21 protein-coding genes are annotated in these 23092 nt (G+C 29.9%); 9 read left to right on the top strand and 12 right to left on the bottom strand.

Annotated elements, in window-relative coordinates:
- Positions 1-341 precede the first annotated feature (341 nt).
- Complete coding sequence (locus L1S49_RS19065; protein ID WP_238906968.1) at positions 342-2324, top strand: acyltransferase family protein; 1983 nt, start codon at positions 342-344, stop codon at positions 2322-2324.
- 56 nt (positions 2325-2380) lie between these two features.
- Here the strand turns inward: L1S49_RS19065 and L1S49_RS19060 are convergent, their stop codons facing one another.
- A complete protein-coding gene (locus L1S49_RS19060) occupies positions 2381-3820 on the bottom strand; it encodes an ATP-binding protein (protein ID WP_238906967.1) in 1440 nt (479 codons plus the stop codon).
- A 198-nt stretch (positions 3821-4018) separates the two neighbouring features.
- On the opposite strand from L1S49_RS19060, the gene L1S49_RS19055 reads away from it, so the two are divergent.
- From L1S49_RS19055 to sstT, 3 genes are all read left to right on the top strand, one after another.
- Positions 4019-4339, top strand: a complete 321-nt coding sequence (locus tag L1S49_RS19055) for a hypothetical protein (RefSeq protein WP_238906966.1) — start codon at positions 4019-4021, stop codon at positions 4337-4339.
- 136 nt (positions 4340-4475) lie between these two features.
- Positions 4476-6446, top strand: a complete 1971-nt coding sequence (locus L1S49_RS19050) for a methyl-accepting chemotaxis protein (protein ID WP_238906965.1) — start codon at positions 4476-4478, stop codon at positions 6444-6446.
- A 328-nt stretch (positions 6447-6774) separates the two neighbouring features.
- Entirely contained in the window at positions 6775-8007 is a 1233-nt protein-coding gene (gene sstT / locus L1S49_RS19045) for a serine/threonine transporter SstT (protein ID WP_238906964.1), read from the top strand.
- A 56-nt stretch (positions 8008-8063) separates the two neighbouring features.
- Here the strand turns inward: sstT and L1S49_RS19040 are convergent, their stop codons facing one another.
- The 4 genes from L1S49_RS19040 to L1S49_RS19025 form a co-directional block, all read right to left on the bottom strand.
- Positions 8064-8966: a HAMP domain-containing sensor histidine kinase gene (locus L1S49_RS19040; RefSeq protein WP_343074041.1), complete on the bottom strand. Its 903-nt coding sequence runs from the start codon at positions 8964-8966 to the stop codon at positions 8064-8066.
- Between the two features lie 11 nt (positions 8967-8977).
- Positions 8978-9772 carry an ABC transporter permease gene (locus L1S49_RS19035; RefSeq protein WP_238906962.1) on the bottom strand — a complete coding sequence of 265 codons (795 nt, stop codon included), beginning with the start codon at positions 9770-9772 and terminating at the stop codon, positions 8978-8980.
- Positions 9765-10688, bottom strand: coding sequence for an ABC transporter ATP-binding protein (locus L1S49_RS19030; protein ID WP_238906961.1), 924 nt, complete (start codon positions 10686-10688; stop codon positions 9765-9767). The genes L1S49_RS19035 and L1S49_RS19030 overlap by 8 nt, the downstream gene beginning before the upstream one ends.
- 90 nt (positions 10689-10778) lie before the next feature.
- On the bottom strand, positions 10779-11459 hold the full coding sequence (locus L1S49_RS19025) for a response regulator transcription factor (RefSeq protein ID WP_238906960.1): 681 nt from the start codon (positions 11457-11459) through the stop codon (positions 10779-10781).
- Positions 11460-11681: 222 nt separating this feature from the next.
- Between L1S49_RS19025 and L1S49_RS19020 the strand changes: the two genes are divergently transcribed.
- From L1S49_RS19020 to L1S49_RS19010, 3 genes are all read left to right on the top strand, one after another.
- Positions 11682-12422, top strand: coding sequence for an SIS domain-containing protein (locus L1S49_RS19020; RefSeq protein WP_238906959.1), 741 nt, complete (start codon positions 11682-11684; stop codon positions 12420-12422).
- 20 nt (positions 12423-12442) lie between these two features.
- A complete protein-coding gene (locus tag L1S49_RS19015) occupies positions 12443-13795 on the top strand; it encodes an NDP-sugar synthase (protein ID WP_238906958.1) in 1353 nt (450 codons plus the stop codon).
- A gap of 90 nt (positions 13796-13885) precedes the next feature.
- The gene (locus L1S49_RS19010) at positions 13886-14599 is read left to right on the top strand and encodes a GntR family transcriptional regulator (protein ID WP_238906957.1); all 714 of its coding nucleotides are present in this window, start codon (positions 13886-13888) and stop codon (positions 14597-14599) included.
- An 88-nt stretch (positions 14600-14687) separates the two neighbouring features.
- Here L1S49_RS19010 and L1S49_RS19005 read toward each other — a convergent pair whose 3' ends face one another.
- The gene (locus L1S49_RS19005; protein ID WP_238906956.1) at positions 14688-15263 is read right to left on the bottom strand and encodes a TetR/AcrR family transcriptional regulator; all 576 of its coding nucleotides are present in this window, start codon (positions 15261-15263) and stop codon (positions 14688-14690) included.
- A 162-nt stretch (positions 15264-15425) separates the two neighbouring features.
- Between L1S49_RS19005 and L1S49_RS19000 the strand changes: the two genes are divergently transcribed.
- Together L1S49_RS19000 and L1S49_RS18995 are read left to right on the top strand one after the other, a co-directional pair.
- Positions 15426-16061, top strand: coding sequence for a flavodoxin family protein (locus L1S49_RS19000; RefSeq protein WP_238906955.1), 636 nt, complete (start codon positions 15426-15428; stop codon positions 16059-16061).
- A 15-nt stretch (positions 16062-16076) separates the two neighbouring features.
- Entirely contained in the window at positions 16077-17261 is a 1185-nt protein-coding gene (locus L1S49_RS18995; RefSeq protein WP_238906954.1) for an MFS transporter, read from the top strand.
- A gap of 132 nt (positions 17262-17393) precedes the next feature.
- Here the strand turns inward: L1S49_RS18995 and L1S49_RS18990 are convergent, their stop codons facing one another.
- The 6 genes from L1S49_RS18990 to L1S49_RS18965 all read right to left on the bottom strand — a co-directional run bounded on the left by L1S49_RS18990 (position 17394) and on the right by L1S49_RS18965 (position 22881).
- Positions 17394-18068: a class II aldolase/adducin family protein gene (locus tag L1S49_RS18990; RefSeq protein ID WP_238906953.1), complete on the bottom strand. Its 675-nt coding sequence runs from the start codon at positions 18066-18068 to the stop codon at positions 17394-17396.
- The gene (locus L1S49_RS18985) at positions 18058-18564 is read right to left on the bottom strand and encodes a hypothetical protein (protein ID WP_238906952.1); all 507 of its coding nucleotides are present in this window, start codon (positions 18562-18564) and stop codon (positions 18058-18060) included. The genes L1S49_RS18990 and L1S49_RS18985 overlap by 11 nt, the downstream gene beginning before the upstream one ends.
- Before the next feature lie 20 nt (positions 18565-18584).
- Positions 18585-19943: a PTS transporter subunit IIC gene (locus L1S49_RS18980; protein WP_073017314.1), complete on the bottom strand. Its 1359-nt coding sequence runs from the start codon at positions 19941-19943 to the stop codon at positions 18585-18587.
- A gap of 25 nt (positions 19944-19968) precedes the next feature.
- Complete coding sequence (locus tag L1S49_RS18975) at positions 19969-20250, bottom strand: PTS sugar transporter subunit IIB (protein WP_073017316.1); 282 nt, start codon at positions 20248-20250, stop codon at positions 19969-19971.
- 83 nt (positions 20251-20333) lie between these two features.
- Positions 20334-20789 carry a PTS sugar transporter subunit IIA gene (locus L1S49_RS18970; RefSeq protein ID WP_238906951.1) on the bottom strand — a complete coding sequence of 152 codons (456 nt, stop codon included), beginning with the start codon at positions 20787-20789 and terminating at the stop codon, positions 20334-20336.
- A gap of 19 nt (positions 20790-20808) precedes the next feature.
- Positions 20809-22881, bottom strand: coding sequence for a PTS sugar transporter subunit IIA (locus L1S49_RS18965; protein WP_238906950.1), 2073 nt, complete (start codon positions 22879-22881; stop codon positions 20809-20811).
- Positions 22882-23092: the final 211 nt, after the last annotated feature.

Raw genomic sequence — 23092 nt, 5'->3', positions numbered from 1 at the left:
GACTTCATTTTTCTTATCTATTGTCAAGTGTTTTTTTTATTATTTTTTATATTTCCCTAAGTTGACGACATTGCGCGCTCCCCAGCGTCATTAAATTCTTTTTTACTTCTCCCCTGTAGGAGTGGTTCTCAGCTCCATTAGATTCCTTATATCTTCTGATTTGTAATAAATGACATTTCAAGTTAAAAAATGTACACTCCTATTCTGTAGGAGCGGTTCTCAGCTCCATTAAATTCCTTCTCTTTCTCAGCGTCATTACAATTCTTTCTCATTTTTCAAGATAAAATTGATAGATTTTTCTATTTGTAACAGTATATATAGTAGAAGGGGGAGTTAATTTTATGGAAAATGTTAAAGAAAGATATTATCAAGTAGATGTAATGAGGTTTGTTTGTGCGATTTTAGTTATATCAATTCACACCTCAGCCTTATATTCCTTTGGAGATGTTCCAGGAAAGGTTTTAAGTTTAGGAATTGCAAGAATAGCTGTGCCTTTTTTCTTCATAGCTTCTGGTTACTTCTTTTATGAGAGGTTTAATAATGAAGGATATTTAAAAGCGTACATTATAAGAATATTAAAGTACTATTTAATTTCTACAGTTGTTTATACCGTGATTTTATTTACCTTTATAAAAAGCAGAAACTCAAACATTTTAGATTTAGTTAAAAATCTTTTATTTAATGGGGTGTCTCCAAGTCTTTGGTTTTTCCCTGCATTGATATTTTCAATAAGTGTTCTTTACTTATTTTTAAAGAAAAACTGGATTAAACCTTTAATAATAGTAAGTTTAGTTCTATATGCACTAGGTCTTATAGGCGATTCATATTATGGATTAGTAGTAGGAACTCCTTTAGAAAAGCTAGTAGAAATGTATTCAGCTGTTTTTGTTTATACAAGAAATGGCCTTTGTTTTGGATTACCTTTTTTAACCCTAGGAGTTTTAATCAACAAACATGATATGAAAAACAAACTCAAACATCTCAAAGCATTAACATTGTTTTTTGCTGTGATATTTGCTTCTGAGGCCTATGTACTTATATCAAACAACATATCAAAAGATAACAACATGTACATTTCTCTTATATTTTTAGTTTCTTGTATATTTTTGTTATCTTTAAGGTCCAAGAAAATATTATCCGATAGAAAAGCAAAACTATTAAGAGACATGAGTCTTTGGATATATTGTCTTCATGAACTGATTCAGTTTCTTGTTTATGGGCTTCTTCCTAAGATTGCAGCTAATTCTTTCTTGGTTTTCCTTATGGTAACTTTAGTTGTTGTACCTCTTTCTTATTTTATAGTTAGAAAAAAGGCCCCATTCTACACCTTAAATAAGAAAAAAGAAATTAGATTAATGGCTAGTTTGTTGGTTGTTGCATTAATCATAGGTCTTGTATCATCAAAAGGCCCATCAAAAACAACAAATAGTAATGGAATAAGTCCATCAATAGATTTAAAACTTGATGAAAATGCACCCTCATCAAACATAGTTGGGCCTATGTGGAAAATATCATCGGGTACTAGTACCATTTACTTGTATGGCTCTTTAGATGTTGGTGATAAAAGCTTATATCCCTTGTCACCTAAGGTTGAAGAAGCTTTTAAATCTTCTGAGGCTTTGGCAATTGAAGTAGAACTTGACAAAATTGATGGGCCTAAAATCAATAGTCAGCTTCTCTATGAGAAAGGTGATAATGTTGAAAATCATGTTTCTTCTGATGCAATTGATATTTATAAAGAAAAAGTCTCTTACTTTAAAGCAGATTATGATAAGGTTAAACAATATAAAGCTTCATATTTAGCACAAAACTGTATTTCTGCATATTTAGCAAATGAGAAGGTTGACCAAGCTTATATTCCTGATATCTATTTCTTATATAGTGCTAGAAAAGCTGATAAACCAGTTGTTTCAATTGGTGATGTGTATAAACTTTATGATAGTTTAGCGAATCCTCCTGATGAAGTAGGTGATGCATCACTTAAACTTCTTAAATACTATAATGAGGATTCCACTAAAAAGAGTTTAGATCGTTTAGATGCTTGGAAAAAAAGTGACTTAGAAGCTATAGAAAACTCTTATGATGATCAGTATATAGTTCCAGCATCAGAAAAAGAAAACTTTACTAAACTTAACACCTTAGTAAATAACTATAACCAATCTTTATATTCAAAACTTAAATCCGAGTACTCATCTAAAATAGATGGCTATATTAAAGAAAATAAAAACTACTTTATAGTCTTATCTACAAACTACCTTCAAGGGGAGGATAGTATATTAAAACAATTAGAACAAAAAGGTTATATCTTAGAAAAAATAAACTAAAAGTAAACAGCCCCTGTCTTTTTAACAAGGGCTGTCTATAAAACATATATGTAATTTTAGAAATAAATATCTGAAAACTCAACATTAATAGCATTCATAAGCTTATCTCCATCTACCTGATTTCCACTTTTTTTATCTTTAAAGTCATTTCCAATCGGAAGATTAACAGTAAATGTGCTACCTTTCTCTAATTCACTTTCAATCTTTATACTGCCATCTAATGTTTCAACTAATTTTTTCACTAGAGCTAGCCCCATTCCACTACCCTCAGCCTGTCTTGAAAGATTGTTATCAGCCTGTCCAAAAGGCTTAAATATTAACTCATACTTATCTTTAGCTATCCCTATTCCACTGTCCTTTACAGATATATCAACTGTTTGATCTTCTTTATTTTCATTAATGCTAACCATAATGGTACCACCCTCTGGTGTAAATTTTATAGCATTAGATATTAGATTTAAAAGTATACGTTCATATACCTCATTATCTATAATTAAATCTCTACTCTCTACATTACTCTCAAAATCTAAATCAATGTCCTTTTGCTCCGCATAATCTAATACCCATTGAGTTATAAATCTTGTGATCCATACAATATCCATCTTTCTCAAATTAAGGTTTATTTCTTCTGAATTCAATTTTGTTATGTCTAATATGTTATTTACAAGCCTTATTTGCCTAAAAGTATTTCTTTTCATACTTCCTAAAAGTTTTTTAACTGGCTCAGAAACGTTTTTAATATGTATCTTTTCAATTAACTGAATTGCTGAATAAATTACATTAATTGGAGTTTTAAATTCATGAGTTATTAATGTTATAAACTCATCCTTCCTAATTAAATCCTGCTGAAGAATTTCTCTTTGAGCCTTTTCTGATTCATAGAGTAATTTCTGCTGTCTACTTATCTCACGATTTTGTTTTCTAAGTAATAATTCACGTTCTATAGAATCAACTACAGTTGATAAAGTTACTAGAAAAAGTGGATTATGAAGCATTACAGCTGTCATAACACTTATGGTTCCAATTAATTTTCCATCTTCTGAATTGTAAAAAGGCACAGAATAACAAGCACTTTTATATAGATGTTTATGGTAATGATTAGTTCCTATAAGCTGAATAGGAGCTTTTTCTTCAATACATAAACTAACAGTATTTGTCCCCATAGCTTCCTCTGTAAACTGAACCCCTGGCTTAATCCACAGATCTCTCACAGTATCTTCTATAGTTTTGTCTCCTAATGTATCTAGTAAAAAACCTTTATCATCAGATATAACAATTAGTATAGGAGTTCCCTTCATGGAATTAATTATTTTATGGCTGAAAAAACTTGCAACCTCTAAAACTTCTTTATATTCTTCTTTTTTTCTAGCTAACTCATCTTTTGTCATTACAACTTTAGGTATTTGAACTTTATTAGGATCCATTCCTAATAGCTTGCATCTCTTTTTGGAGTCTTTAATATATTCTGCTTCTTCTTCAAATGACTGTTGTAACATATACTACCTTCCTTCCTAAAAGCAAAAAATAGGTATTAACTTCATCTTTCAATTTTACCATATTATATAATATTTATAAATGATTTTAAAGTTTAAGTAAAGTTAACAAAAGGACTACAGAATTTATTTAAAGAATTTTACTCTTAATTGTTGATATGTTATTATATATTGAGACTTATATTAAAGAAAGGATTAGCTATGAATATTGCTTTAATTTACGGCTTTTTAGCCATTATCACATTTGCACATGCCTTTATGTGTTACAAGAAAAAAACTTTAATTCGACCATTAAGTAAAAGACCTTTGCTTGTAGTAAATAATTCCTTCTATAAATTACAATTTAATTATGGTAGTATCGCTACTATTATCTTTATTTTAATATCATTAGTCAATACAATTATTTCCAATAAAATAATTTCAATTATTTCCCTCATTGTTACTATTTTAACCATAGGTATTTTGACTATAGTATTAGAGGAAATAGCATTAAAAAAAGGCTACATAAAATTGAAAAAATAACTGTTTAATTTTAATTAAACAGTTATTTTTTCTTTTATAAATTTATAATTATAATTTATAATAATCCTCACTATTAACTTTTAAATCCTTCACACGATAAAGAAATTGTAAATATAATAGTGAAAGGAAGATACTAATGATAAGAAAAATCAACTTAAGCTCAAAGATTATTTTAACACTTATCGTACTTGTAATTTTATCCGTATTATCAACTTCAATCATATCCACAAAATCCCAAATAAATACAATTGAAGAGAACTTAAGCTACACTACAAAAGAACTTTCATCTAATTTAAGTACCGAGATTGATAATTTTATATCAAGCAATGTATTAATACTCGAGGCTCTAGCAGAAATGGATGAGATCAAATTATCTAATATTGATAATCAAAAAAGATTATTAAAACTTGTAGATAACAAATACGACTCCCTCTCAACTTTATTTATTTTAGATGCAACAGGTCAAACTATAATTAGATCAGATGATAACGCATTATCAAATTTGTCTGATCGTGATTACTTTAAAAAAGCTACTTCAGAGAAAAAAACTAATATTAGTGATATCCTTATTTCAAAAGCTACTGGAAATCCAACAGTGGTTATAGCTACCCCTCTATTTGGAGTAAATAAAGAAGTTGTAGGAGTTCTTTGCGCTAACCTTGACTTAAATACTATTGGTAAAATGCGTGAGAAAATAGTATTAGGAGAAACAGGATATGCCTTTATTACTGACTCAAAAGGACTTATTCTATCTCACAAAGATGAAGCTATGGTTAAAGAAAGAAAAGATGTTAATGATGTTTCTATTGTAGCAAAAGCTTTATCTGGCGAATCTGGGGCTCAAGAATATGAATATAATGGAGACAGAGTATTTGGTAGTTATAATACTGTTAAAAGTACTGGATGGGCTGTTGTAGTTAGACAAACCTATGATGATGCCTTTTCTTCAATAAAACATATTCAAAGAAACTCTATTTTAGCAGCTTTAATTATTGTGATTTTATCATCTATCTTTGGATTTATTTTTTCAAAGAAAATAGTAAAACCACTAAAGGTGCTTTCAAGTGCATCAAAGGAATTAGCTGAAGGAAACCTTAATTATGAATTTAGTATAAATACTAATGATGAAATAGGAGAACTTGCTAAATCATTTACTAATATGAAGGAAAATTTAAGAGATTTAGTTATTCAGGTGCTTTCAGCTTCTAATAATGTTACTAACTCTACAGCTGAAGTATTAACTTCTTCAAAACAAACTGGATTTGTTGCTACACAGATTTCAGAAGCTATAAATAGTTTAGCAATAGGTAGTGATGACCAAGCTAAAAGCATTCATAGCACTTCTGAGTCTATAGATAGTATAGTTAAATCAATAGATAATATTGCTTCTAACAGTACACAATCCTTCAACTTTGCATCAAAAGCTACTGACATGGTTAATAATGGTGTTAAAGTTGTGGCTTATCAAGAAGAAAAAATGATTGAGAGTACTAATGCCGTTAGTAAAGTATCAGATATAATCTCTGAATTAAATGAAAGATCAGCAAAAATCGGTCAAATTGTACAAGTTATTCAAGGTATTTCTGAACAAACTAATCTACTTGCATTAAATGCAGCTATAGAAGCAGCTAGAGCAGGAGAACATGGTAGAGGATTTGCTATTGTAGCTGATGAAGTTAGAAAGCTTGCAGAACAATCACAAGCCTCTACTGAAGAAATTCAAACAATCATTAAAGATATTCAAAACACTTCAAGTGTAGCAGTAAACACTGTAAAAGTTGCTACTAATACTATTAATGATCAAAATGAATCTGTACAAAATACCTCTAAGATCTTTAATGATATTATGAAAATGATGGACACTATTACCCATCAAGCAAAAGAAGTTTCTAATGCTACTACAACTTCTAAAAATGAAGGTCAAAATATTCTAAGGGATATTGAAAGTATCTCAGCTGTATCAGAAGAAAATGCTGCTAGCTCAGAAGAAGTAATGGCATCAATAGAAGAACAAACAGCATCTATTCAATTTATAGCAGAAGAGATTGAAAGATTAAACTCCTTAGCTGAACAGCTAAAAACTTCAATTAGTAAATTCAGACTATAATCTATATCAACAAAAACACAGAGTATAAAAATGATCTATTAATCATTTTTATACTCCATTTTTTTATCTATATAATATAGTAAAAATATAAACTCGCTATTGTTTGTAGTTACTAATTTAAGTCATATTTTGCTTTTTGCAATATTCAAATTATCAAAAATATTTAAAATTAATATTAAATTATTAAAATATTATTTGATTACGTTTTCAAGTTTTTAATTTATCTTCCCAAACCCAGTTTTTGATGATAAAATGACATTATTGTTTTTAATGGGGATTAAAAAACATACTGGTAATTAATTTAATTAAAATTGGGGAGGAAAACTTAATGCAGAAACTTTTTAACACATGGAATCAATTAAGTTTAGTAAAAAGAATTATAGTAGGCTTAATTGTAGGTATTATTTTAGCTATTACACTTCCACAGAAAGCAACATTTGTTGTGATTTTTGGTTCTTTATTTGTAGGTGCCTTAAAGGCTATTGCACCCGTACTTGTATTTTTCTTAGTAATGTCTGCAATATCTCAACATAAAAGCGGACAAGAAACAAATATGAAATCAATTATTGTACTTTATCTTACAGGAACATTTTTAGCTGGTCTAATCGCAGTTATTGTAAGCTTTATGTTCCCAGTTACTCTAACTTTAACAGGTGGTGCTCAAGATTTAACTCCTCCAGGAGGGGTAGTAGAGGTTCTAAAAACCTTACTTCTTAACTTAGTAGACAATCCTATTAAAGCTTTATTTAATGCTAATTACATAGGAATATTATCTTGGGCGGTTCTATTTGGATTTGCTTTGAAAAGTGCTCCAGATAGTACAAAAACTATGCTTTCTAATTTTTCAGATGCTACATCTACAATAGTTAAATGGATCATAAACTTTGCCCCACTAGGAATAATGGGCCTTGTGTTTGAATCTATTTCAGCTAATGGTCTAGAATCTTTGTTAAGCTATGGAAGATTGCTTGTGGTTCTTATTAGCTGTATGCTTTTTGTAGCACTAGTAGCTAACCCTATTATTGTATTCTTAAACATTCGTCAAAACCCTTATCCAATAGTTTTTAAATGTCTTAGAGAAAGCGGAATAACCGCATTCTTTACTCGTAGTTCAGCTGCTAATATTCCTGTTAATATGCGTTTATGTGAAAAACTGGGTCTCGACAAAGATACTTATTCAGTATCCATTCCTTTAGGCGCTACAATAAATATGGCAGGTGCTGCTGTTACTATTTCAGTTTTAACTCTTGCAGCTGTAAACACTCTTGGTATACAAGTAGATATAGGAACTGCTTTTATCTTAAGTATTTTATCTGCTGTAAGTGCTTGCGGGGCTTCTGGAGTTGCTGGCGGTTCGTTGTTATTAATACCTGTAGCTTGTAGCTTATTTGGTATACCAAATGATGTTGCGATGAAAGTAGTTGCTGTTGGATTTATTATAGGAGTTTTACAAGATTCCTTTGAAACAGCTCTTAACTCATCTACAGACGTACTTTTTACCGCTACAGCTGAATTTGCAAAATGGCGTAAAGAAGGAAAAGAAATTATAATAAATAAATAAATTTAAAAGGACTAATCTCTTATTTTTTATATGAGACTAGTCCTTTAATACATTTCCTAACTAACTTCTTTTTTAAAAGGTAAACTCACTATTATTTCTAGCATATTATCTTCCAATATTGCTTCCACCTCTCCCCCTAACTTTTCAGTTAAAAGTTTTACAATAGAAAGTCCTAACCCTGTACTTTTACCCCTTGATTTATCTCCAGTATAAAACCTTTCAAAAATCCTTCCTTCATCTATTTCAGAATTATCTCCAACTAAATTTTTAAAAGAAATAACTCCCATGTCCTTGTGACTTTCTACCTTAACTTCCACATCTCCTTTAGAATGAGCTATGCAATTTCCTATTAAATTCCTTGTTATTCTTATAAGCATATCTCTATCCCCTGATACAAAAACCTGGGAACTTTTTAAAAGGTCTATTCTTAAGTTTTTCTCTTCAAGCACCTCAATAAATTCAACAATACACTCAGTTACAAGTTTAGTTAAATTGATTTTTTCATATTTAGGTTCTATGTCAGAATTTAACGTATATGAATATTCAAAGAATTTTTCAATAAGGTTTCCAAGCTCATCAGCATGTCTTTGAGCGACTTCTAACTTTCTAGTCTGCTCTTCTGATAGTTCTCCTTTTAGTAGAAGCTGCTGATATCCCTTTATTGCAGTAAGAGGTGTTCTTAGATCATGAGAGATATTTGCTATCATTTCTTTAAATTGATTTTCCTTTTTTATATCATTAAGTCTAAAAGTTTCTTCATCTTTTAAGGATCTATTTATATTAACTACTAGTTTATTAAGTTCAGAATTTATAAGTTCTATAGAAATCGGTTGCCTTGTCTTTTCTAATCTTCTTTTATTTAATTGATTGTTAATACTCCGCAGTTGATGTTGGAGATACACTATATAACTTATTAACCCTATAATTATAACTCCAAAAACAATTACCAAAGCATCCACAACCTTTCTTTCTACTTAATTTCTGCTTTTCTAAATAAACTATAGGTTACTCCAAGCATTAAAACAATAAATACTAAACTTACAATCACAGCCTTTACTATATCTTCTGTTCCTGTATTTAAATTAATTAGAGTATAGTTTCCACCATAAGGCATAACGGATAGTATATTTTTAAGAACTGAATTACTTTCACCAAGTGCTGAGAGCTGTGCAACAAGAATAGTTACTCCATAATAAATTCCTACAACTAAAACTGGTTTTTTAGTTGTAAGTGCTATAGGTACACAAATACTTAGTTGAGCTACATATACTATAATTAATGTAATAATTACTCCTAATAGTTTTAATACCTCTGTAGCAGAAAAAACTGTTCCATAATCAATAGTCATGACATTTAAAAATCCCAAAGCCACATTTCCCATATTGAACTTATTACCTATATTAAGTGCTACTATAGTCACAACAACATATGGTATAAGAATAACTATAATTGAGCAGAAAAATGTAACTGCTTTACTTATTATAACTGCCCCTCTACTATTTCCACTTGAAATTGAACCATGGATTATTTTATTTTCAAAGTCTCCACTTATAAAAATACCAGCCATAACCCCACCCAAGATGCTAATTACATTGATATCAGAAAACATAAAACCAATTCCATTCATTCCATCAAAGCTTCCCTTTGCTATTGAATAAGCTATCACTGCCATTATTAAAGAACTTAGGGTTGCAATTAAAAATAATACCTTGATAGCCATTGTTTTACGTAATTTAAATAAATCGGCTTGAATTAAATTAAACATTCACATTCCCTCCTATTACAGAAATAAAGTAATTCTCAAGTGTATCTCCCTGAGTGGAGAAATTAGTTGTAATTATTCCATTTTCAAATATTACCTTTGCAACTAAATCCTTTTTATCTAAATAATCATAAAGTTTAACTTCTCTATTTGGCATAACTTTAAAATTATTTGTCTTTAATTCTGTTTCTAATATACTTGTTAACTTTTCTGGATTATCACAGTTAATGAGAATATGATGTTTGCAGTTTTCTTCAAGCTTTTCAAGGGTAAGAGTCTCTTTTATTTCCCCTCTATGGATTATTATATAATCAGTAGCCGTTTGATAAAGTTCAGGAAGATTATGACTTGAGATTAAAATTGTAACTTGCTTCTCCTCACACAGCTTTTTTAATAGGTTACGAATTTCAACTACTCCTAATGGATCAAGTCCATTTATAGGTTCATCTAAAATAAGAAGTTCAGGATTTCCTATTAAAGCTATTGCTATTCCAAGCCTTTGCTTCATTCCTAATGAAAAATTCTTAGCTTTCTTTTTTCCTGTATCAGAAAGACCTACAAGTTCTAATAATTCATCCTCAATCTCTTTATTAGGTATCCCCTTCATAATTCTATGAAATCTTAAATTATCTTTTGCAGTCATGTTGGAAACTAGACTTGGATACTCTATCATAGCACCTATCCTTTTACGTTCTAGTTGAAGTTCTTTCTCTCCAACATGTCCAAATAGTTCTATACTTCCGCTGGTTGGAAAACTTAGTCCTGTCACAAGTTTCATAAAAGTAGATTTTCCAGCACCATTTTGTCCAATTAATCCGTATATCTTACCAGCTTCTAAAGTTAGAGATACATCATTTAATGCATTTATACCATTATAACTTTTCTTCAGGTTATTTGTTTTTAAAATATATTTATTCATCTTGTTCACCCGTCCTCTCTAGTTTTAGTATAAATTTCAAAGGTTTAGAAAAGGTTAAGACTTTGAATAAAAGTGTTTAAAAATAGATAATTAATTTTTATATAATCTATATCCCAGTCCCCATACAGTTTCTATGTAATTTTCATCAGGGTTTATCTTTTTCAATTTATTACGTAGGTTACTTATATGAATTTTTACTGTATTATCATCTCCAAGATATTCTTCCTTCCATATTGATTCATAAAGGTTAGATTTACTAAAAACCTTACCTGAGTTTTTTATAAGTATTTCTAGAAGCATATACTCCTTAGCAGTAAGTTCGAGTTCTACATTATTAACCATAACTTGTTTTCTATTATCATCTAGAGTTAAATCCTTATAGGTAAATTTATTGCTACCTTGTATCTGTCTACTCGTTCTTCTTAAATTCGATTCAACCCTTGCAACAACTTCTCCTAAATCAAAAGGTTTAGTTATATAATCATCTGCCCCTATTCTCAAAAGATCGATCTTAGTTCCTACCATATCCTTTGCAGAAATGATTATAACTGGTACATCAGAAAATGTTCTAATCTCTTTAAGAATTTCATCTCCACTTTTATATGGAAGCATAATATCCAGCAAAATTAAGTCATAGTTACCTTCTTTAACTTCTTTAAGACCTTCTATTCCAGTATACATTGATTTAACCTTATACCCAGAATCCATTAACTCTTCTGAAAGCATATTATTTACGTCTTTATTATCTTCTATTACTAAAATATTTTTCATTCAAATATCATCCTTCTTTTAATACTATTTCTACTTAAAATAGTTTTCCTTATATTATTATAATCCTTTTACCCTTTACTTTTATATTATATTTTTTGCTAGATTTCTGTCTACATATTAATTTCACCCATAACTTATATTTTCTACTTGTATTGACAAGTTGTAAATATACAATATAATTATATGTGTAAGGACAATTAAAAAATAAAAGGAGTGTTAATTATGAACAGTAAAAAAATTACCCTTGATTATCTTAAATATTTAAATGAAACTTGGAATAAGGTAATAGAAAATGAAGTTGATTCTATTGAAAAGGCCGCTGAATTAGTAGCTGACTCATGTGAAAAAGGTGGACGTTTTTATGTTTTTGGATCAGGTCACTCTCATATGGTTGCTGAAGAAATATATATTCGTGCTGGTGGACTAGCTTTTGTTAAAGCAATATTAACACCAGAGCTTATGCTTCATCAGATGCCTAATAAAAGTACTTATCTCGAACGTTTAGATGGATATTCAAAAAACATCTTAGATTTATATAAGGTTGATGAAAAAGATACTTTGATGGTGATATCAAACTCTGGAAGAAATAACGTACCTGTTGAAATGTGCATAGAGGCTAAAAATAGAGGAACAAAAGTTATTTCTATGACCTCCTTATCACATTCTAAAAATGTTACTTCTAGACATTCTTCTGGTAAGTTAATGTTTGAAGTTTCTGATGTTGTAATTGATAATTGTGCTCCAAAGGGTGATGCAGCTTATCGTATAGAAGGTCTAAATGCTGATCTTGGTCCAACTTCTGATTTTACTGGTATAGGTATAGCTCAAAGTATTATAGTAGCAACAGTAGCAAAATTAGTAGAAAGAGGCGTTGATGTACCTGTATTTAAAAGTTCAAACTTAGATGGAGCTGATGAATATAACGATAACTTATTTAGTAAATACTATGGCTACTGGAAATAAAATTAATAAGGAGGGTTTTAATGAAAGCTATTTTATTATGTCACTATAAAGAATCAAAAATGTTTCCTTATGATTTAAACTGGCAACCAGCCTGTTTGCCAATTGTTGATACCTCTAATGTAGAAAGAATAATTAAACAGCTACTTAATAACTCATTTTTAGAAAAAGATATTTATGTAATCACTGATCATAGAAAAGATCAAGTACAGTTTACTTTAAGACATTATGCTAACATTAACTATATATCTATATCAAATAATGATTTAAAATCTGCCCTTAAACAGACTTGTGAAGATATTAAAGAAGATTTTTTAATTTATTATGGTAATAGCGTAGTAACAGACTCCGATGTAGAAAAATTCCTCTCATCAAATAATACTAATAAAGCTCTAGTTATAAAAAATAATGAGCCCTCTATAGATCATATTTGTGCAAATGTTGAAAATGGTAAAGTTAAAGTTTTCTTGGGACATCCCCGTGAGCACTATGTTACTCATAAGGTTGCTGGAGTATTTTCCTTAAGCTATGATAACCTAAAATCCGCACTTCAAGCTGATGTAGGGTTTGAGAAAAACATTTCTGGAGCAATGCCTCCTCAAGAGTATTTTTTTGAAAATGGATTAAATAATGTTTTAGAAACTGACAATATTTACTCAATTGAAACTGACTTTGATGTCTTTAGCTTAAAGTTCCCTTGGGACTTACTAAATGCCAATGAATATTATATTAATAAACTTTGCACTGAAATGTCTGCCCAAGCTCAAAACAATATAGATATTGATCCGTCAGCTGTATTAAATGGTTTTGTAAAGCTAGGAAAAAACAGTATCATTGGTAAAAATGTTGTTATAAATGGTAATTGTATCATAGGTGATAATGTATTTATTGATAATGGAGTTATTTTAGAAGGTAATAATTATATTGGGGATAACACATATATAAAAGATTATGCTAAAATAGGCTCCAATTCTGTTATAGGAAAAGATAACAAAATAGGTCATAATGCTGAAATTAAAGGATTAACCATGGATGGGGTGTCAGCTGTACATTATAGTGAAATATTTGGAGTTATCGGAAAATACGTTGATATAGCAGCAGCTTGTGTATCTGGTATTTTAAGATTTAATGATTCAAGCCACGTTCAAAAAATTGATGGTAAAACCTATTCTGGTAAAAATACTAATGCTGTTTTTATTGGAGACTTTACTAGAACAGGAATTAACAATATATTTTTACCTGGCTGTAAAATAGGTTCTAACTGTGCTTTATATCCTGGTTTAATTATAGATGAAGATATAGCTCATGGAAAAATTGTTTTAAAAAAGCAAGAGTTTATCATTAAAGAATGGGGATCTGAAAAATATGGCTGGTAAAAACTTAATTAGTTGCTTATAATAGACTTTTTTAATATAATTTATATCAAAAGTAACTAATATTGATATATAAGGATGGACATATTAAAGATGGAAAATACTACTCAAACTAAATATGAATTAGTCATAGACTACGTTCTTTCAAATATTAAAAATGGATTATATAGACCTCATCAAATGATCGAATCTGAAAATGAACTTTCTGATAAACTTAACGTTTCAAGAGTAACTGTAAGAAAGGGTTTAGAGGAACTAGTTAATAGCAAGGTGCTTAATAAGAAAAAAGGAATCGGAACCTTTGTAAACCCGCTTCCAAAATATTTTGGATTTAAAAGTGGTGTAGGTTTTAGTTCTGAAGCGAAAAAAAGAGGTCTTAAACCCTCTACTGAACTTCTATCATTAGAAAAACTTCAAGCAGATGAAGCTATTTCTGAAGCTCTTCAAGTTCCAGTGGATTCTCCTATATGGAAAGTTGAAAGAATCCGTTATGCTAATAACATAGCAATCTGTTATGAATTAGAATATTTTGATGCAAATATAGTCAAGGAAATACCGGAGGAAGTTTCTAAATCATCCATTTATGAATATCTATCTTCTTTAGGAATTACCTATGAATATGTGGATCAAAAAATCACGGCTGTTAATGCTAATAAAAAACTTGCAACCTATTTAGATATACAAGAAAACAGTGCATTAATTCATATGGAGATTTCAGCCTGCCTATCAAATGGTAAGCCTTTTAATATTGGAAATTCTTATTATCAAACAGACAGTTTCTACTTAGTTCAAACTATATATAAATAATTATTCATATTATAAGACCCAAGAAACTACCTTCTTGGGTCTAAATTATCAGCAACTAATTTTCACAAAAGATACTTAATAGAAAATATTATGCTTTAATTCCTATAAAGGCATGATTTATTAAAGCTTCAATAAAATAATCGTCAATCATATCTCCTGTAATAAGTAATCTATAAAATATAGGTCCCCATATTAAATCAACTGTTATCTCTACATCTATATCGTACCTTATCTCCCCTCTTATGATTCCACGATTCAAAATTTCCTTGGAAATATCTCTTCTTGGTTTAAAGTAGGCGCTTCTATATATATCAGCTAAACTTGAGTCAAATTGCCCTTCACCTATTATTTCAATTAAAACATTTCCTTCTCTACTTTTAATAAAGTTAACAAAATTACTTACTTGCATTTGCATATCTATTAAAGCTGTGCCAGTGTTTGGAACTGGTAGCTTTACTGAAGTAGCTTCTAAATAAGCCTCCATGATAACTCCAGCTTTATTTGGCCACCATTTATAAATAGTAGCTTTAGAAACTCCAGCTTTTTCAGCTATCTTTTCAACAGTAACTGTATCAAAACCTTTTTCAAGTAGTAAATCATATGCAGCAGTAAGAATATCCGATTTTGTTTTCTCACTACGGGGACGTCCTAATTTCTTCTCCATAAGTTATATCCTCCTTATGTATTACACAAATAAACTTAAAAACTATAGTTATATTATAAATTAAAAAAAGTTAAAAATCTACTCTTTACAATACTGAACGTTTAGTATATTATATATTTATAAACTAAACGTTCAGTATATTAATTGAGGAGGAGTTTTAAAATGAAGGTTATAGCATTTAATGGAAGTCCGAATAAGGAAGGTAACACTTATCACGGAATAAGAATAGTTCTTGAGGAACTAGAAAAAGAAGGTATAGAAACAGAGATAATACATGTTGGTAATAAATCTATAAGGGGATGTGTAGCTTGCAGAAAATGCTCTCAAAACAAAAATGAGAAATGTATAATAGCTACCGATCCAGTTAATGAATGGATTGAAAAAATGAAAGAGGCTGATGGAATAATAATAGGTTCTCCTGTACACTACTCTGCTATAGCCGGCACAATGAAGTCATTTTTAGATAGATCCTTCAGAGTTGCTGAAGCTAATGATAACCTATTAAGATATAAGGTTGGAACATCAGTTGTTGCAGTAAGGCGTTCAGGAGGAATCCCAACTTTCAATCAACTAAATAACTATATAAATCATTCAGAAATGTTTATGCCTACATCTAACTATTGGAATGTTATAAATGGGACAAAGCCTGGAGATGCACTTCTTGATGAAGAAGGAGTTCAGATAATGAGAGTTCTTGGTAAGAATATGGCTTGGCTTATGAGGTCAATAGAAAGTGGAGAAAAATCATTACCAAAACCCGAAATGGAAGAAAAGATATTTACAAATTTTATTCGTTAAAAGGAGCTGTTTTAAATGGAAGCAATAAATAATGATAATATTAAAAATACTAATGTACTAACTAAATTACTAATTTTAATTATGGCAATAACTTGTGGACTTACTGTTGCAAATCTTTATTATATACAACCCTTGCTTGGTGACATAGCTAAAAGTTTTAACGTTCATGAGGTAAGTGTTGGCTCAGCAGCCATGCTTACTCAAATAGGTTATGCAGTTGGAATGATATTTATTTTACCCCTAGGAGATATTAAAGAGAGAAAAAATCTAATAACCACTATGCTTTTATTTTCAGTTATTTCACTTTTTACTATGGCTTTTTCTCAAAATATCTATATGCTTATTGTTTCTTCTTTTGCTATAGGTTTCACTTCAATAATTCCTCAGCTTATAATTCCACTAGCAGCACAACTATCAAACCCTAATGAAAGAGGGAAAATAATTGGTACTGTAATGAGTGGTCTATTAATAGGGATTTTAGTATCGCGTACTATTAGTGGTCTTATAGGAAATTATTTTGGATGGAGAGTAGTTTATATAGTTGCAGCTATTATGATGATAATTCTAACACTGGTTTTAAGAAAAGTAATCCCCATTACAAATCCAGTTTCTGAAGTAAGATATTTTGATTTATTAAAATCATTACCTAAGTTAATAAAAGATGAACCTATTTTAAGAGAAGCATCTCTAAATGGAGCTTTGATGTTTGCAGCTTTCAGTGCATTTTGGACAACCCTTACCTTCTTACTTGAAAGCTCTCATTATAACATGGGCTCTCAAGCAGCTGGGTTACTCGGACTAGTAGGAATTGTTGGTGCATTAGCTGCTCCTTTAGTAGGTAAGTTAGCTGATAAAAAGGGTTCTCGTTATGTTATAGGAATCTGTATCATCATTGTATCTTTATCTTATATATTATTTCTTGCACTTGGATTTAAGATGATTGGTTTAATAATTGGGGTTATACTACTTGATTTAGGTGTTCAATCCTCCAATATATCAAACCAAGCAAGAGTTCACTCAATGAATGAAGAAAAACGTAACAGAATCAACACAGTTTATATGGTAAGCTTTTTCCTTGGAGGGTCTTTAGGTTCATTTTTAGGTTCCTCTGCCTATTCAAACTTTGGCTGGTTTGGCGTTTGTATCTTTGGAATTATAACTCAAATCATTGCATTGTTCATTCATAGACTAACTAAATAATAAACTTAATTTTCTATTTGCCCGAACATTCGAACATTCTAATATTCGGACATTTAAATAAAAATCTATAAAAATAACCATTAAGTAATACAATCATTACTTAATGGTTATTTTTTTACTTATACATTTCTCTTATCCCATAACTAATTCATCTGGAACATTTTCTTTACCTTGTCCATAATAATCGAATATTTTAACAGCTTGTTCAATCTGTTCTGCAGTCATCATAGCTACATTATCACTCATTGATTTAGCTATACAATAGGTTTTTGCAGCCTCTTCTAGATATACACAAGAATACAAAGCTTGCTTTAATGAATTCCCTACTGTTATTACTCCATGATTTTTTAGAATAACTGCAAGTTTTCCATTTAGATTTTCAACTGCTTCTACTCCCATTTGTTCACTTGCTGCTGATGAAAAAGGACATACATTAACTGAACCCTTTGTAGCATTTGCAAGTGTAGTTAAATTACACTTAAATTCTTCTTCAACTAATCCTAATGCCGTTGCATAGGGTTGATGAGTGTGAATTACTGCATTAATCTCTGACATATTATTATAGATATATAAAAGTGCCTTAGTATCAACTGATGCCTTTCTAGTGCCTTCTATAACCTTTCCAGATAGATCCATAAGAATTATATCATCTATTTCTAACTCTTCGTATATCATTCCAGAAGGTGTAACTAATACTCTATCTTCATCTACCTTTAAGCTTACATTTCCTCCAGAAAGTGCAATCAATCCATATCTATCAAGTTTAATACCAGCATTAATAACTTCCTTTTTTTCCTTATCGTACATTCTTCATCTTCCTTTCTGCATACCTTGCATTATTTACTTTTATTTTCTGCTTTAGAGAATTAGGATGTATAACTGCTTCAACTTTTAATAGTTTTTCTTCTAAATCTTTATAATCGTTATAAGCCTTTAGATCTATCCAGTATCTTCCCTTAAATAGTGATGGATTATTAATCCTTATATACATCTTTCCAGCTAACTTCTGTTCCTTAATCCTAAAACTTTTTATATCGCTTTTGAGGTAAGCACAAGATTTATTGAAAGCTGAAAAAGTTATTTGATTATTATCTATTACTATTTTTTCCGGATAAGCCACAGCTATAAAATTTGTTACAATAGTATACATACATAAAAAACATACAAAAACCCATAAATAATTCATTGTTGACCCTACACTCAATCTATAGATGCCAAATAGCAATGCAATTGCCGCTAAAATACCTGCATATATAACTCTAACTAAAAATGTTTTTCTATCAAATACATATTCTCTTCTCATGCTTCCTCCTATATAATTTATTAAGCTTGTTTTAATTCTCTTGCTTCTTTAAGTATTCTGTTTCTATTTATTAGAGCTAATCCTAATGCTATAACAGCAACTATTCCCATGCCAATCCATCCAAAATCATTTAATCTTACAATTGCCCAGGTTAATGGATTAGCTCCATCACAGATACTTGATATTTGAGCTGCACCTGAAGGTAATGTGTAGTTTGCATTAACAGCTGCTGTAGTTATTAATGGAGACAAATTAGTTGAAATTAATAGTCCAGCTGCAAGTACAACTATTCCATTAACTAAAGCTCTAAATCCATTACCATTAACTACTGGAGTTATAAGAACAAACATCCATGGTATAACTGCTAAATCTGCAAATGGTAGAACCTTATTACCAGGTAAAATAACTGCCATAAATACTGTTAGTGGTACAAGTATAAGTGATACTGAAAGTGTTAGAGGATGTCCTACTCCTACTGCTGAATCAAGACCTATATACATTTTTCCTCTATTAGAAAATTTCTTACTTATAAATTCAGAGGCAGCATCTGATATTGGTAGTAATCCTTCCATAAGTAAAGATGCCATTTTAGGTATAAGAACTAGTACTGCTCCCATTGAAATACCAAGTCTTAATACATCGCCATATCCATAACCTGCAACAGCTCCGATTACAAGACCTAAAGCTGTTCCTATTATAATAGGTTCTCCAAACACTCCAAATCTTTGTTGTACTTTTTCCATATTAATATCTATTTTTCTTACCCCTGGAATCATATCAATTATCTTATTTATTACTATTGCTATTGGAGCATATGCTCCTGTAAATCCATGAGGAAGAGATACCCCAGGTAATCCTAATGTTTTTTCAACTCCCGGTGCTGTATAATCTCCAATTACCATTATAATTACCATATTTAAAATTGCTGCAATTAGTCCCATAGTCTGGCTGCCAGTTACTATTGCAACTAAAGCTCCTGTAAATGCGAAGTGCCAGTAATCCCAGATATCTACATCTACTGTTTGAGTTGTATTAGTTATTATCATAACAATATTTACAAGTAAACATACTGGAATTATAACCATACCAACAGTTGATGCAAATGCAATTGCTGCTGCTGCTGGCCAACCAACATCAATAACCGATAAAGATAATCCAAAACGTGTTATCATCTGTTCTACTGCTGGTCCCAAGTTAGTTCCTAAGGCACCTATTACTAAATTTAACCCTATAAATCCTACCCCAACTGTTAACCCTGCTCTTAAGGCTTTTCCTTTTTCTGTCCCTAAAACTAATCCAAAAACAAAGATAATAATTGGCATCATTACGGTAGCGCCTAAACCTTGTATAGCACTAAAAAAACCTAATATTTGTGACATAATACACACCTCTCCTAATCTTTAATTATTTCATAAGATCTAAAATTTCTTTAGTTGTCTTGTCAACACCTACTCCTGTCAAAAAGCATATACCATTTATAAAAGGACATTTAACCCCTTCTGGTTTCATTGTTGTTGATATAACAAAATCAAAACTTCCTGATTTAGCTGCAACCTCTGCTATTTTGCATTGCTCAACTTTGTATTGACCTTTGTATCCGTTTGCATCAAGTATTTTTTCAACCTTTACTCTTGCAGCAGTAGAAGTACAAACCCCTGCTCCACATGCTAATAATATTCTTTTCATTTTTCAACACTTTCCTTTCGTATATATATTTTTATAATTTTTTTTAATAAACTAATATAACATCATCTCCTTAAAAATTAGTTCTAATCTATATTAGCTTTTTTCATAATGCTCTTAAACTCATCAATATTTGTGCAAGCTATAACTTTTTTAAGCATCTCTTGATCTTGAAATAAATCAACAAGTTTTTGAAGGATATCTATCTGTTGCTCTGACTTTAAAAGTCCAAGCATAAAGATTGCACTAACTTTTATCTCATTTTTTTCATCAACCATATCTTTAAATATTACTGGTTCCTTTAATGACATAAACCCAATCTGAGGCCTTATTATATGAATGCTATCCGTATGTGGAATAGCTATACCTATATCATTAATACTCAGTCCAGTAGGATAAACTTTTTCCCTATCTATAACTGCTTGAAAGAAAGTATCCTTTACTAATTCCTTTTCCAAAAATTCATCTGCTAACCTTTTTATCCCTTCTTCTTTGTTTTTTACTGATTCATTAAAAAATGTAATCTCCTTATCAAAATACATCTTCATATACCTCCGCTTCCTATTGTATTCTTCTTTCAAATAATTCAATTATTTGTGCCATATCAATACTACTTTTTGCATTGTTTATCGCTTCTTTAAATTCTGAAATCTGTAATAAATTTATTAAATTAAATAAAGCATTTAGATGTTTTTCTTTATCTACAGCATTTATTATACATACATATTTTATTGGGTCATAAATTCCTGCGTTAAAAACCACTGGATTTTTTAATCTAATTAGATTAAATCCAAGCTTTATTCCTCCATCGTCAATTTCTGAGTGTGGAATAGCAAATCCTTCTGAAATAACATAATATGGACCATTTTGTTCTGTATTTCTTATGATAGATTCAACATAGCTATCTGTTATATATCCTTTATTTAATAGATTGGTTGAAGCTTTCTTTACAGCATCCTTCCAATTATCTGCTTCTACATCTAATTCAATAAATTCCTCTGTTAATAAATCTGAAAGACCTAAAACCACTCTATTTTTTCTTTCAAAATAACTATTTAAACTTTCTCTAATTACCTCCAGTATTTCATCATTTTTTATTATAGGCTCTATCTTTTTCATGATATCTGTACAATCATTTTTGCATAATTTTGTGGAATTAATAGAACCACAGTTATCTATCATCTCTCTCATTCTCAAAAAATCACTATCAGTTAATTGAGGAGATATCCTAATATAAGGAACAGAAACACTATCTAAATCTACTGTTGAAATAACAAAGTCTATATCATTTCTTAATGAATCTTTTAGTCTATGTTTTGGTAGTACATTTATTATATTGAGATTAAATCTTTCTAAAAGCTTAGATTTTAAAAGCTGACTTGTCCCAATTCCACTATTGCAGATTAGTATTACATTACACACAGTCTTTTGAGTTTTCATTTTCTCAATTGAGGCACAAATATATATGACTATATATGCAATTTCCTCCTCGCAGATAGACCTTTTTGCATACTGCTCTAGTATATCTATGTTTTCTATAACTACCTCTTTTATAGGTGCATACTTCTCTATAATAAAATTTATTTCGTAGTTTTCATTAAAGCTTGTAAAGCCGTCTATAAATATTCTTTCTAGATGATTTGATAAACTTTGAAATAGCTCATAGTCCTTATATAAAGGAAGATCTAATGCTTTTGATAAATTCATAATAAATAATCTAGTTATGGTTTGTATTTTTACTATTTCTTTGCTTCCATCTATAGAATCATTTTTCTTAAGATAGCCAAATCCTTTTGAGAAATTTTCTAAATATCTTAGTTCATTTTTATTTAACTCAAGGTCAAAATGCTGGCAAACAAGTATATATAGCCTTTCTATTAATTTATTGTTGGTTTCTTGTTTTTCTAACTTATGGCTTTCTAAATACTTACCTAACCTCATTCTAAAAATTGCTACACATAGGTAATTCCAAAGCATATTAAAGGAGTACTCTGTTAACTGCATTTCCGAATATTTTTCTGCTTCTGATATAAGGTTTTGTAGTATTATGTTTGTATCTTTATCTATTGCACGTATATCGCCAATCTTCATGTTTTTTGCCTGCTCTTGATGAGAAAACAACTCGTATAAATCACCATATCTAAATAATATATTTACAAATAAGTCTCTTATATTTTCTTCAGAGCCATTAATACAAATCCCCGTATTGGTTTGAGAGTTTACTGAAAGATTATACTTATTTAAAAACTTATTTAGATATTTTAAATCTCCAATAACCGTTGATCTAGATACGTACATGAAATCCGCAATATTTAGTAGGGTTACATGTTCATGGGTAAATATAAGTAATAAAGACTCAACTACTAAACGTTCATCTTTTGATAGTTTATAATCATAAAAACTGAGTGTAGAAAGTGTTTGATATATAGACTTACTTATCTTATCTATGTAGAACTTGTTATCTGTCATCTTTAAATAAGCAATTCCTTTTCCTTCTAAAAACTCATTAACTTCCTGAATATCTGCCTGTATAGTTTTTACGCTGATATTTAAAATCTGCGATAATGCTTTTATATCTAATTCATTTGGTCTTTCGTATATTATCTTAATAATTTCGCAAGTTCTTTTATACAAGATTAACACCAACCTTTATATTTACTTTAGTTGTATATTCAAATAGCAAAATCATAAAACGTTTCCAGTAGTAAAATATATTTCTCTATTGTTTTCCAAAAGTATACTTCATCTCAAAAGCAAGTCTACCTTATAGTGTTACTTTATCACCTTTTGTTTCAAAACAAAAGTTTAAAACCATTCCAAAGTCAAGAACTAAATTGTACCAATT

This window comes from Clostridium sp. YIM B02506 (assembly GCF_022324845.1).
GTDB lineage: Bacteria > Bacillota > Clostridia > Clostridiales > Clostridiaceae > Clostridium_T > Clostridium_T intestinale.
The sequence above is the reverse complement of the archived record's forward strand: the minus strand, read 5'-3'. Positions and strand labels throughout refer to the sequence as shown.